This is a genomic window from Pseudomonas baltica, from assembly GCF_031880315.1.
Lineage (GTDB): Bacteria > Pseudomonadota > Gammaproteobacteria > Pseudomonadales > Pseudomonadaceae > Aquipseudomonas.
In genome coordinates, this window is sequence record NZ_CP134771.1 from 1,702,228 (window position 1) to 1,715,393 (window position 13,166).

The 13,166-nt window shown below is 56.5% G+C and carries 11 protein-coding genes; 7 read left to right on the forward strand and 4 right to left on the reverse strand.

The annotated features are described in order from the left end of the window. Positions 1 to 94: 94 nt before the first annotated feature. A complete protein-coding gene (locus tag REH34_RS07465) occupies positions 95 to 694 on the reverse strand; it encodes a hypothetical protein (protein WP_311971259.1) in 600 nt (199 codons plus the stop codon). A 176-nt stretch (positions 695 to 870) separates the two neighbouring features. Here REH34_RS07465 and REH34_RS07470 point away from each other — a divergent pair, with 176 nt between their 5' ends. Then, the gene (locus REH34_RS07470) at positions 871 to 1,602 is read left to right on the forward strand and encodes a 4'-phosphopantetheinyl transferase superfamily protein (RefSeq protein ID WP_311971260.1); all 732 of its coding nucleotides are present in this window, start codon (positions 871 to 873) and stop codon (positions 1,600 to 1,602) included. A 116-nt stretch (positions 1,603 to 1,718) separates the two neighbouring features. Here the strand turns inward: REH34_RS07470 and fhuF are convergent, their stop codons facing one another. Further along, positions 1,719 to 2,381, reverse strand: a complete 663-nt coding sequence (gene fhuF, locus REH34_RS07475; RefSeq protein ID WP_311971261.1) for a siderophore-iron reductase FhuF — start codon at positions 2,379 to 2,381, stop codon at positions 1,719 to 1,721. Between the two features lie 690 nt (positions 2,382 to 3,071). Between fhuF and REH34_RS07480 the strand changes: the two genes are divergently transcribed. The 6 genes from REH34_RS07480 to REH34_RS07505 all read left to right on the forward strand — a co-directional run bounded on the left by REH34_RS07480 (position 3,072) and on the right by REH34_RS07505 (position 12,087). After that, complete coding sequence (locus REH34_RS07480; RefSeq protein WP_226505183.1) at positions 3,072 to 5,951, forward strand: ribonucleoside-diphosphate reductase subunit alpha; 2,880 nt, start codon at positions 3,072 to 3,074, stop codon at positions 5,949 to 5,951. Positions 5,952 to 6,208: 257 nt separating this feature from the next. After that, the gene (locus REH34_RS07485) at positions 6,209 to 7,456 is read left to right on the forward strand and encodes a ribonucleotide-diphosphate reductase subunit beta (RefSeq protein WP_226505182.1); all 1,248 of its coding nucleotides are present in this window, start codon (positions 6,209 to 6,211) and stop codon (positions 7,454 to 7,456) included. A 461-nt stretch (positions 7,457 to 7,917) separates the two neighbouring features. Continuing rightward, positions 7,918 to 8,898, forward strand: a complete 981-nt coding sequence (locus REH34_RS07490; protein WP_311971262.1) for a cyclic GMP-AMP synthase DncV-like nucleotidyltransferase — start codon at positions 7,918 to 7,920, stop codon at positions 8,896 to 8,898. Further along, positions 8,895 to 10,520 (forward strand): ThiF family adenylyltransferase, encoded by a 1,626-nt coding sequence (locus REH34_RS07495; protein WP_311971263.1) that lies wholly within the window; start codon positions 8,895 to 8,897, stop codon positions 10,518 to 10,520. The genes REH34_RS07490 and REH34_RS07495 overlap by 4 nt, the downstream gene beginning before the upstream one ends. Next, on the forward strand, positions 10,505 to 11,002 hold the full coding sequence (locus REH34_RS07500; RefSeq protein WP_311971264.1) for a Mov34/MPN/PAD-1 family protein: 498 nt from the start codon (positions 10,505 to 10,507) through the stop codon (positions 11,000 to 11,002). Before REH34_RS07495 ends, REH34_RS07500 begins: the two co-directional genes overlap by 16 nt. Further along, on the forward strand, positions 10,999 to 12,087 hold the full coding sequence (locus REH34_RS07505) for an SAVED domain-containing protein (protein ID WP_311971265.1): 1,089 nt from the start codon (positions 10,999 to 11,001) through the stop codon (positions 12,085 to 12,087). Before REH34_RS07500 ends, REH34_RS07505 begins: the two co-directional genes overlap by 4 nt. 296 nt (positions 12,088 to 12,383) lie before the next feature. Here REH34_RS07505 and REH34_RS30150 read toward each other — a convergent pair whose 3' ends face one another. Together REH34_RS30150 and REH34_RS07510 are read right to left on the reverse strand one after the other, a co-directional pair. Beyond that, the gene (locus REH34_RS30150) at positions 12,384 to 12,902 is read right to left on the reverse strand and encodes a hypothetical protein (RefSeq protein WP_409373261.1); all 519 of its coding nucleotides are present in this window, start codon (positions 12,900 to 12,902) and stop codon (positions 12,384 to 12,386) included. 34 nt (positions 12,903 to 12,936) lie between these two features. Further along, positions 12,937 to 13,143, reverse strand: coding sequence for a hypothetical protein (locus tag REH34_RS07510; RefSeq protein WP_311971266.1), 207 nt, complete (start codon positions 13,141 to 13,143; stop codon positions 12,937 to 12,939). Positions 13,144 to 13,166: the final 23 nt, after the last annotated feature.

Here is a 13,166-nt window from a genome sequence, read left to right on the forward strand (position 1 = left end):
AGGCTTGCCCCCGATGGCGGTGTGTCAGTACCCAAGATATACCTGACACTCAGCTATCGGGGGCGAGCCCCCTCGCTATACGGACGGCGCGGGGTTAGAACCCGTAGTTGGCCGACACATACAACTGGCCAGCACTTTTCAGGCTCAAGGAACCCTGTTTGCTGCCGTTGATGGACATCTCGGTGCCCGCGTTGCTACGCAGATAGCGATAGCCTGCCTCCAACTGAGTATTTTGCGCGACCTGTTGCAGCACACCGCCCTGGAAGCCGACAGCATAGCCGGTATCGCTATTACGGCTGAAGCCTGCGGACTTCTGGGTCAGGCGAGTGATACCACCGGAAACACCACCGAAGAGTTTGGTCTGCTGGGCTACCGGCATGAACACGTCGTAGCTGCCCAGCAGGTTTTGCTGGCGCAGCTTGATACCATCGTGGCTGCCGGAGGTGTAGTCATAAGTCGCATAGTAGCGGCCGGCGTCGTTCTGCTGGCCGGCGCGAATGCCCCAGGTGCCTTCGCGAGCGATCACCGCGTCGGCGTCAGGGCGACCCAGATTGCTATTCAGAGCGCTGGATTTGCTGATGTTATCGCTGGTCTTGCCGTAGCTCAGGCCGACAAAGTTGCTATCGGAGGCTTGGGCCAGGGAGCTGATGCCGAGGATGCCGGCAGCGATGAGCAGCTTGCTGAAATTTTCCATTTTAGTTATCTCCAGTGGTGCGTTTTGTGTGTGGGATGAAGCATACCTAGCCGGTCCTGAACCTCCCCTGAACCCCCACTGAACCTCAGCTGAACCGTTTGTCGGCGGCGAAGAGGCCAGCACAACGCGCACAAAACCATGGAATCCCCTCTCACTCCACGGCAATATGCCCGCCTATGAACACCTCCCTCCCCGCCTGCTGCACCGCCCCCACACGCCATTGGCCGTTCCCCGGCGCCATGCCCGGTGCCGTACTCTTCAGCACCCGCTTCAAACCCACCGAGCTGAGCCCTACGGACTTCACCGTCAGCGCCATCGACGCCCCGGCCTCGATCCAGCGCTCGGTGGCCAAACGCCAGGCCGAATACCTGGCGGGCCGCCTGTGCGCCCGCACCGCGCTGCAACAGGTCAACGCCGAACTGGGCGTGCAAGCCGCGAGCATCGCCCCCCACCTGGGCGAAGACCGCGCGCCGATCTGGCCGGCGCACATCACCGGCTCAATCACCCACAGCGATGGCTGGGCCGCGGCCATCGTCGCGCCGAACAACGCCTGGCGCGGAGTGGGCCTGGATGCCGAGACATTATTGGAGGCGAACCGCGCCGAACGCCTGGCCGGCGAAATCCTCATCCCCGCCGAACTGCAACGCCTGGCGCAGCTCCCTGCCGATCAGCGAGCACAGCTCATCACCTTGACGTTCTCTATAAAGGAGAGCCTGTTCAAGGCGCTTTATCCGCTGGTGTTGAAACGCTTCTACTTCGAACATGCCGAAGTGCTCGACTGGACCGCAACCGGTCAGGTGCGCCTGCGTTTGCTGACGGATCTGTCGGAGGAATTTCACACGGGGGTGGAGTTCACAGGGCAGTTCAACGTTAGCGAGGGGCGCATGCTTACCTTGGTGCACATCTGATCTTTGGACTGGCAGGACTGGCCTCTTCGCGGGCAAGCCCGGCTCCCACAGTTTGAACAGTCCCAGCGCCGTATGCCTGTGGGAGGGCCTGCCCGCGAAGAGGCCGTCACAGACACCTACCCTACCGGGCAATCCTCACATGGCCCCACCACCCGATACGCCAGACAACAACTGCGCAACACCCGCCGCCCATCCCCCACGTACTTGACCGGCGCATACAGCGGATTAGCGCGCCCATCCGCCAGCTTGCGTGTCTGCAGGATCCCCAGCGCCGGCTCCAACCCGGTCATGCCCAACGCCTCAAGCCTGCGCACGGTCCGCTCGAAAATATCCCCGGCATTGCCCCACAGCACCTGCGGCGAGACCCCACCGTAATTCGCCAGAAACTCCACCAACGGGCGCATGTTCACCGCAATCCACGGCTCCAGCGAAGCACCCTTCTCCCCTGGCTCACCGGCTTCGAGCATCTTCATCGCCGTCGGCTGCCCGCGCTCATCCAGCACCAGCCCCACCGCGCGCAATTCCAGCGGCAGAAACCAGCCATAGCCCAACTGCGTCACCAGCAACGCCGGCAGCCACTGCATAAAGTAGAAGCGCGACCACTGCGACACCAGCACCGGCAGCTCGTCGGCCAACAACTGTGCGCCATAAATGCGCAATAACAGCTGATCCATCACCTCTGGCTGCATGAGTTCCGGCAACGACACCGCCAAGCGCGGGTCATCGTCGGCCAGCCACGTCTCGATCAACCCCGCGTAAGGCCCGCTACGCCACGCCATACCTGACTCCAGACTCGAATGTGAAGACTCAGACCCTGCTCACGGTCTGAAATTTGCACCTGATTTGCAATAATGCGCGGGCTATTCTACCCATCGTCAGCGAGCGTCGAGGAGCCGAAAAAGCAAGCGGAAAATTTTGCAGATTGCATTTCCCCCGTCCTACAAAGCTGGCGAAACGTCCTACACCAGATAGGTCAAGGGCTACAGCGTTTCACCCACCCGGCACACACACTTTACCCACACGTTATCCACAGACACGACTGGTTGCATTACCCCCCATACCGCTTTATCTTGTATCCCCAGCGCCGAAAAACACTACATGTTGGGTTTTAGCGAAAATACCAAGCACAACTCAAAGCCGAAACTCAAGCGCCAATCAGCGCTTTTTTAGCAGCTTTTCGAGAGACATTTCCTTGCTTTGTACCCCGGTACATGGCAGCCGGCAGCGGAGCACTATCCCGCCGCCAGACCACTTCGGCCAGGGAGCGGCTTGCCAGCCAAGCCTATTCCTGCAGTGTCCCGAAGTCGCTTTACCCGGCCTACCGGGGTGTACGCGTTACCGCAGTCTACGGCCCCACGCGCGCGCCGCCCTGCAGTCGCCCACCCCGTTTGTCGGTGCTGTGATTCAGGACGCAACGCCAGCAGTACAGCAGTGCCTAACCAAATTAGAGATCGTGGAGAAACCACCCTATGCAAACCGACACAACTCGCGAGAACCCGCAGGCCAAGGCGCCTCAGGCCACAGACTCGGAGCAGAATCTGTCCGCCACCGCCCCAGGCCAACTGCGCGTGATCAAGCGTAACGGTACGGTCGTCGCCTACACCGACGACAAGATTACCGTCGCCATCACCAAAGCGTTCCTCGCAGTTGAAGGCGGCACCGCTGCCGCCTCGTCGCGCATCCACGACACCGTCGCGCGCCTGACCGAACAAGTCACCGCCACCTTCAAGCGTCGCATGCCCTCGGGCGGCACCATCCACATCGAAGAAATCCAGGACCAGGTCGAACTGGCTCTGATGCGTGCCGGCGAGCAGAAAGTCGCCCGCGACTACGTGATCTACCGCAACGACCGCTCCAAGGAGCGAGCCACCCGCGCCCCTGGCGACGCGCCAGTCGAAGCCCACCCAAGCATCCGCATCACCAAGGCCGACGGCAGCTTCGCGCCGCTGGACATGGGCCGCCTGAACACCATCATCACCGAAGCCTGCGAAGGCCTGGCCGAAGTCGATGGCAGCCTGATCCAGAAAGAAACCCTGAAAAACCTCTACGACGGCGTCAACCTCAAGGACGTCAACACCGCCCTGGTGATGACCGCCCGGACCCTGGTCGAGCGCGAGCCGAACTACTCGTTCGTCACCGCCCGCCTGCTGATGGACACCCTGCGTGCCGAAGGCCTGAGCTTCCTGGAAGTGGCCGAGAGCGCCACCCACCACGAAATGGTCGATCTGTACGCCAAGGCGCTGCCGTCGTACATCGCCAAAGGCATCCAGTTCGAACTGCTCAACCCGATCCTGGCCACCTTCGACCTCGAAAAACTCGGCCGCGCCATCAACCACGAGCGCGACCAGCAGTTCACCTACCTGGGCCTGCAGACCCTCTACGACCGCTACTTCATCCACAAGGATGGCGTGCGTTTCGAACTGCCGCAGATCTTCTTCATGCGCGTGGCCATGGGCCTGGCGATCGAAGAGAAGCAAAAAGAAGACCGTGCCATCGAGTTCTACAACCTGTTGTCGTCCTTCGACTACATGTCCTCGACCCCGACCCTGTTCAACGCCGGCACCCTGCGTCCACAGCTGTCGAGCTGCTACCTGACCACCGTCCCGGACGACCTGTCGGGCATCTACGGCGCCATCCACGACAACGCCATGCTGTCCAAATTCGCCGGCGGCCTGGGCAACGACTGGACGCCAGTCCGTGCGCTGGGTTCGTACATCAAAGGCACCAACGGCAAGTCCCAGGGCGTGGTCCCGTTCCTCAAGGTCGTGAACGACACCGCCGTCGCCGTCAACCAGGGTGGCAAGCGCAAAGGTGCCGTCTGCGCCTACCTGGAAACCTGGCACCTGGACATCGAAGAATTCATCGAGCTGCGTAAAAACACCGGTGACGATCGCCGTCGTACCCACGACATGAACACCGCCAACTGGATCCCTGACCTGTTCATGAAGCGCGTCTTCGACGACGGCAAGTGGACCCTGTTCTCGCCGAACGAAGTGCCTGATCTGCACGACCTGACCGGCAAGGCCTTCGAAGAGCGCTACGAGTATTACGAAGCCCTGACCGAGTACAACAAGATCAAGGTGTTCAAGACCATCCAGGCCAAAGACCTGTGGCGCAAAATGCTGTCGATGCTGTTCGAAACCGGCCACCCATGGTTGACCTTCAAAGACCCATGCAACCTGCGCTCGCCGCAGCAGCACGTCGGCGTGGTCCACAGCTCCAACCTGTGCACCGAGATCACCTTGAACACCAACAAGGATGAAATCGCCGTCTGCAACCTGGGCTCGATCAACCTGCCGAACCACATCGTCGACGGCAAGCTGGACACCGCCAAGCTCGAGCGCACCGTCAACACCGCCGTGCGCATGCTCGACAACGTGATCGACATCAACTACTACTCGGTGCCGCAGGCGAAGAACTCCAACTTCAAGCACCGCCCTGTCGGCCTCGGCATCATGGGCTTCCAGGACGCCCTGTACCTGCAGCACATCCCATACGGTTCGGACGCGGCGGTCGAGTTCGCCGACAAGTCCATGGAAGCGGTCAGCTACTACGCCATCCAGGCCTCCTGCGACCTGGCCGACGAGCGCGGCGCCTACGAGACGTTCCAGGGTTCGCTGTGGTCCAAAGGCATCCTGCCGCTGGATTCGCAACAGATCCTGATCGAGCAACGCGGCCAGAAGTACATCGACGTCGACCTCAACGAGTCGCTGGACTGGGCCCCGGTCCGCGCCCGTGTGCAAAAAGGCATCCGTAACTCCAACATCATGGCCATCGCACCGACCGCCACCATCGCCAACATCACCGGCGTATCGCAGTCGATCGAACCGACCTACCAGAACCTCTATGTGAAATCGAACCTGTCGGGCGAATTCACCGTGATCAACCCGTACCTGGTCCGCGACCTCAAGGCCCGCGGCCTGTGGGACTCGGTCATGATCAACGACCTCAAGTACTACGACGGCTCGGTGCAACAGATCGAACGCATCCCGCAAGAGCTCAAAGACCTCTACGCGACCGCGTTCGAAGTAGACACCAAGTGGATCGTCGACGCCGCCAGCCGCCGCCAGAAATGGATCGACCAGGCCCAGTCGCTGAACCTTTACATCGCCGGCGCCTCGGGCAAGAAGCTCGACGTGACCTACCGCATGGCCTGGTACCGTGGCCTGAAAACCACCTACTACCTCCGTGCCCTGGCCGCAACCAGCACCGAGAAGTCGACCATCAGCACCAACAAGCTCAACGCCGTATCGAGCGGTAGCGATACCAGCCCGATCCAGGCCGCCGGCCCAGCGCCAGTGCCGAAAGCCTGCGCGATTGATGAGCCGGATTGCGAGGCTTGCCAGTAACACCCCTTCCCCGTGCCCGGCACGGGGATTGACGCAACATCCGCAGAGCCACGCCTTGCCCCTGTAGGAGCAAGGCTTGCCCGCGAAGAGGCCCTCAAAACCTACCCAACCGTAGGCCCGAGCACCGCCCCAAGAGGCCCCAAAGGCCCAGTAAAAGAATCCAGTTTCTTGCGCGCACATACGCTGCACCGCAACAAACACCCTACATTCAAGCAACACCGGCCACCCCCCATATGGCCCTCAAGCAGGAGAACCTCATGCTGAGCTGGGACGAATTCGACAAAGAAGACGCAGCAGAACCCGCCAAAGGCGCAAACGCCGGCCACGCCAGCGAAGCCGCCATGGACAAGCTCGACAGCGCCGGCGGTGCAGCCGCCCAGGAAGCCCGCGCCGTCACCGCTAGCGACTCTGCCGCGATCATCAAGGCCAAGGCCGCCCTCGACAAACTCGACGTCGCCGAAGGCCTCGCCGAACTCGAAGGCGCCTCCGCCCGCGTCGCCGTCGACGAAAAACGCATGATCAACTGCCGCGCCGACCTCAACCAACTCGTCCCCTTCAAGTACGACTGGGCCTGGCAAAAGTACCTCGACGGCTGCGCTAACCACTGGATGCCGCAAGAGGTCAACATGACCGCCGACATCGCCGTGTGGCGCGACCCGGTCGGCCTGACCGACGACGAACGCCGCATCGTCATGCGCAACCTGGGCTTCTTCTCCACCGCCGACTCCCTGGTTGCCAACAACCTGGTACTGGCCGTGTACCGCCTGATCACCAACCCCGAGTGCCGCCAGTACATCCTGCGCCAGGCCTTCGAAGAGGCGATCCACACCCACGCCTACCAGTACTGCATCGAATCGCTGGGCATGGACGAAGGCGAAATCTTCAACATGTACCACGAGATCCCATCGGTCGCCAAAAAGGCCGCCTGGGGTCTGAAGTACACCCGTGCGATCTCCGATCCGAAGTTCGAAACCGGCACCGTTGATACCGACAAAGAACTGCTGCGCAACCTGATCGCCTACTACTGCGTGCTGGAAGGGATCTTCTTCTACTGCGGCTTCACCCAGATTCTGTCGATGGGCCGCCGCAACAAGATGACCGGCGTTGCCGAGCAGTTCCAGTACATCCTGCGTGACGAGTCGATGCACCTGAACTTCGGTATCGACGTGATCAACCAGATCAAGATCGAAAACCCGCACTTGTGGGATGCCGAGTTGAAGGAAGAAGCGACCCAGATGATCCTGCAAGGGACTCAACTGGAGATCGAATACGCGCGCGACACCATGCCTCGTGGGGTGTTGGGGATGAATGCGGCGATGATGGAGGATTACCTCAAGTTTATCGCTAACCGTCGGTTGTCGCAGATTGGCTTGAAGGAAGAGTATCCAGGGACTGTGAACCCGTTCCCGTGGATGAGCGAGATTATGGACTTGAAGAAGGAGAAGAACTTCTTTGAGACTCGGGTGATTGAGTATCAGACGGGTGGGGCGTTGAGCTGGGATTAATGGTAAGGAGCGTGGAGTCGCATCGAAAGCTGAAACCGTCTCATTAAAAAATGAAATGGCGCGCCAAGATGAGGCCTCTGCCACGTGAGAAATGGAAGGCAGGGGTTACTTATAAACACTGCTCAACTGAATGCTTCAACCAGACAATTTCTTCAACGCAGGGTGACCGTGTATGAAACTGGTGGGCAGGGTGGCCAAAAAAAACACAGCCCCGCCGCTCAAAACCACTAGATCGTGAAACTTTCTCACTAAGCGTGAAGTTAGCGCTGCCAAAAGGGCTGCCACTAGGTGGCCCTTTTTACAAGATTTATGGATTCCAAGGTTTCCTAGCGTACGTAGCACGCACGATACGAGATGAGTAATTATAAATTTTGCTCATCCTGCATTACACCGCTCACGCCACCGCTTTTGAGATGCATTGAATAAAACTCCATTGTCACCCACCCTAGGGATTGATTCGTATGGCCAATGCTCAAATACAGTTTGAAAACTTTCATAAAGAAATTTTGTTCGGCTATGACAGTAGCCAAGAGTTACGGGATCGCCGTGACACCCTGCTGGCGGACCTTAAGAAAAACATCAGTAAGGATGCACCGGCTTACATCCACTTCACGCAAGGTAGCTATGCGCTAAATACGGGCGCCCATCCTAACGACGGCAATCCGGACATGGACATCGGAATTCTGTTCGAATGCTCTCCGGAAGATTATCCCGACCCTTTGAAACTCAAAAAATACGTGCGTGATGCGCTAGAGCGACATAACCGTACTGTAGATATCCGCAGCCCCTGCGTAACCGCGACTTACCACAGGGGCGACGAGGCAACTCACCACATTGATATGGCCGTATACAGCAGCAATGCAGCGGATCAAACCCAATTGGCTTGGGGCCGGGATAGTACGCCTCGTGAAGAGCGTATTTGGAAACCTTCAGAGGCTCGTGAACTAACCGACACCATCACAAACCGTTTCAGCGGCAATGACCGTGATCAATTCCGTCGTTGTGTCCGAGCACTCAAACGTTGGCGCGACCTGAAGGTTGGCCATAAAAATACGCCAAGTATTGGACTGACCGTAGCTGCCTACAACTGGTTCGTAGCCCGTTACGACGCCACTGACGGAAAGCCGCGTGATCTAACGGCCATGCATGACTTTGTAAATGCCATGCTTGGTAGATGGGCAGGGTCACGCCTGTACGTTTATCTGCCTGTAGCTCCATATTCGGATCTATTCGAACGCATGTCTGATGTCCAAATGAGAGACCTCAAAGGGCGTCTTGAAACATTGCGTGATGCCCTTGCCGAGGCTGAAGCCCAACCTGATACGCACGAGGCGTGTAAAACACTACAAAAACAGTTCGGTGACGACTTCCCGGTACCTGAAAAATCCGACACTACTAAACTCGCGTCGGCCGGGGTCAGCACTTCCGGGCGGTCGGCGTGACTGATGACCAAATGATATTCGTTAACAAGGTCGAGCATGTGTTGCGAGACCTTGGTGCGAAAATCATTTCGTTCGAATGCAAGAATGTTCTACCAACGTGGGATTTTTCCTTCATTGGTGAGGGCATGGAGTGGCCATTGCGGATCCAGACTTACGGATGGAATATCCACGAACTCCCAGCAATCTACTGGCGAGTTAAGACCCCTATCTGGGGATGGCCGCACATCAGCCTGAGCGGTGATGTCTGCATTAGTGACAGAGAGGGGTTGGAGTATAACCCAGAGGATATTCTAGGTGTCCTCGACTGGTTACTGCATAAAGCAGTGCGAATGCTGGCACAAAACCACTCGATGCCCGAAATAGCCCGTAAAGAACTTTTTGCTGACGAGTTAGAGGGCTATCTCCGAAATTGCGGAGCAAAAGCAGTCGCTATTGATGAACCTTTGGATACCTCGAAAGCGCTCTACGCAGAAGTCGAGCAGGTGAAGAAAGGTAAGATGAACCTTGTCTATCCAGTAGTTCGCCGGATCAATCAGGGCGACACTCAACTAACCAATTGCCAACAGCAGCGCCTCGGCCTTGTAGACCTATCAATTCATCAGCTGCCTGATCTTCGAAGCGAATGGGGCGTTGTCTGGTGGAATTCATTCATTGAACGCCTATCAACCTCCCAACGGGATATAGCAACTTCAGCAAAATACAGGGGCCTGCTACTTCGTGTACCTAATGAGTATGGATACGCATTGTTCTTGCTGTACTGGGGGGTGCGCCCATCAAAAAAAGGGGCCATCTATTTTTTACAGCGTCAAGACCGCGACTATTTGATTCAACGTACCGGTGGAGAGCCGTTACCGCGGCACGCGATTGTGGTTGGGTGCGGTTCCGTTGGCTCAAGGGTTGCCGAGCACCTAGCACTCTCGGGGATCGAGAAACTTACCTTGGTCGATGGTGAAACGTTTAGTGCCGATAATCTGGGCAGGCATATTCTAGGCAAGCAATCGATATCTAAGCCCAAAGTAGATGAGCTGGCTCAATTGTTCAGAGAGCGGATGCCAGGCATCGATGTTGAATCAAAAGCTATGCACGTACAGCCATTGTTGGCAAAGGGTGCCCTTGCGACAGCAGATGCCATCGTGCTGGCAACAGGCAATTCAGTGCTTGAAAGGTCGATAGTAAGACGGGCTTTCCAAGAGGGATGGCCATCCTTGATCGTCTCAACCAGCGTTGAAGCGGGCGGCCTAGGCGGCCACGCAATAGCGATGCGCCCTGGTGTCCGAGGCTGTCTCGATTGTCTCTATATCGATCCCGACACACAGCAGCCATTGGCTGGTTTGCGAACGGCCCTTATAGCGCCTGACCAGAGAATCACGCGGCAGCTAACAGGCTGCGGTGCCTTTACCCCCTACTCCTCTATAGACGCTACGCGTACCGCTCTTATGGCCGCAGAGCGCGTGCTGGCTAATACTCCCGTCTACTCTCGCTGGGCAGGTGAAGGGACATTGGCGAAAGCAGAAAGTATCCAGCCCTCTGATACCTACCATGCTTTGCGAGCAGGACGTATTGCTGCGGACTTAGATTCGTCAGTGTTTGCTCAACCGAGGTGCCCATGCTGCGGCGTCTGAGTACCGGCCATGTTATTTGGAAGACTGAGGACGGGGCATGCGGCTCTCTCTCTCCTCAGGTGATCGATATGCTTACTAGCTGGACTCAGCGTGAAACTTTCTCCAATGAGGCCGGTGGTCTAATACTCGGCTTTATCGATTTAAATACAGACGGGTTATTAGCCGAGTCACTCACAGTGCCTGGCCGTGGAGATAAGCGTTCCAGAACCAGCTTCTTCCGTAGTGCCAGACATCAACACGAGGCCGAGCAATGGAATAAAGAGAACGGCGGTCGAGGCACTCAACTTGGACTCTGGCATACCCATCCAGAACCCCAACCAACCCCTTCAGGTGTTGATTTAAACGATTGCGATAAAGCGCTCAAGAACGGTACGTTTTACTCTGGAGGCCTGCTCTATCTCATCGTTGGGACAAGTACCATAGGTTGTTGGTACGCGCGACCTAGAAAATCTCTGAATTTCCTTGGGCATTTTGAACCATGACACTATCCGCTACGCAGGAACGCCTGTTAAACATAATAGAGACTTACGTTCGACGAAGCCCCGCAGGAGTACTTATCAGCGGAGGAATTGCGCTAATGCTGGGTGGCCCTACTTTGGCCATAAAGCTGGTCTTTAGTAAAAAAAATTCTGATGATGAGTATGTGATAGGCGAGGTAAGCACTACTGACGCGGAGTGGTGGATAAATGCAACCTGCTTAGCTCTAGGTGCTGTTCTGGTGTTGGTCGGTTTGTATTTCGCTTGGTTACTATTTCATGATCAACGTCGCAAGCGCGTAGTAGCGATAGAGCTAAGAGGTCTCAATCAAACACTCGATGCTCCGATGCAAAATGCTATTCCCAGTAGGGTTCTGGGACGGCGTGAGCCGATTTTCATTGATGTGCGCCAAATGGTAGATGGAACTGAGCGTCTGCGAAGAGAGGCCGTTAGCGCCGTTAACCTCATCCCTCAACGGCTTAAGCAGCTGAAAGATGGCTGTGATCGTGATGATTTGATTTTGTATGCAGGGGGGCTGGCACCAGTACCGCTTCTATTCCTTGCAGGGAACTTGCTTGCCGCAGAAAGCGAAATTCACTGGCTTGACTGGAATCGCAAGACCCTAAAGTGGGTTCCTCCGTCTTCTGGAACTGACGTACCACCCATACAAACAGTGGACTACACGCCAGCCACAAAAACCGAAGCGGTTCTTGCCGTATCAATCTCTTATCCAGTGGATGTTAGTGAGCTAAAAACAGCATTTCCTGGAATACCTATAGTGAAAATGCAGATTGATGGTGCCTTCCCTGGTCTAGTGGTCAGCGACGCGTCCATTCAGCAAATCATGCAGGACTTCATGCAGACACTAGCCAGACTTCAAGCGACAGGGATTCGGAAGATCCACTTAGTGCTTGCAGCACCAAGCGTACTTTCAATGCGATTAGGGACGAGCTATGCAGGAAGAAACATGCCAGAACTGGTGGTCTATCAGTATCAACGAGCGCTGACTGAAAACCCTTACCCCTGGGGCGTTGAGATGCCAAACTCAGAACGAAATGCAGGAGAGTTTGTGAGCCGCCAACCAAACTGACGTCTCCACGTCTCCGCAAAAGCGCACCAGAGCAGTAAGCCTTGTGTCCGAATCTGGCATCAACCAGCTGAGGGAAGTATTTCCGGCCGACCGGCGACTGAGCGCCCGCGACCAGCCCCATCTGAGACGCCAGCCCGGCTTGAACGACGTGACAGCTCAATCGAAGGCCTCATCTTTTCGTTTTTCACCCCCAACAACCTACTGCGATTCACTATTCCGAACCGGCCTTGCCAACTTGAAGTATCCATCAGTAGAGACGCTTGTGTAATAGTTTCCAGCCAACTAAGAAGGACCTACTACGGAGAACCCCAAATTGGCAGACCCTTCATAAGGCTCCCTCGCCCGACACCGGTCTTCTTGGGTATCACACGATAGAAATAGAAGATCTGAGCACGCCCTGATTCAGGATCCTTCTTGGGTACTATAGCCAGCGTCTGTGAATCCGAGTCGTGCGACAACACCTCCATGCTCATGCTCATGCTCAGCCAACTCTGCTTGATCACGGCGGTGGTACGAACCTCGCCACTTAGACAATTGTTGCGGTAGTGTATCGTCATGTCCCATTCACCATTGAGGTCAGGGAACAACCAGCTATTCAGGGCATGAAACGATGCCCAGAGCCTCCCCCAGCCCCAGTAAACAAACACTAGTAATACAAAATTGAGAAGTGCCCCGCCACGTAGCACCATACCGAACAATTCGGGCGCGTATTCAGGGCAGCATTCACTGAACAGAAAATGAAGTCCTATAACACATATACAGTACGCGACTGCAACAACCCCGATTACTCGTAACGGATAAATGATTAGGAACATCTACGCTCTCTCGGAAAAAATTTCGCGGCCATGCCTAAAAAATAACGATGCCTAACGATTCAGTCGCGATGCCACACATATGAACACCTGGTAGCGTTGAGCCGAACAGCGCTATGCCCTGGCCCATTTCACCGAACTGCAAGGTCGCGCCGTCAACGGAGCGCAGATTTTTCATGACCTTGCGCAAAACAATACGGCCCAGTCGGGTGAGAGTGAAGCTATTCCAGTGCAGAGGGTTCATTGCGAATTTGTTTGTTGTGGAGT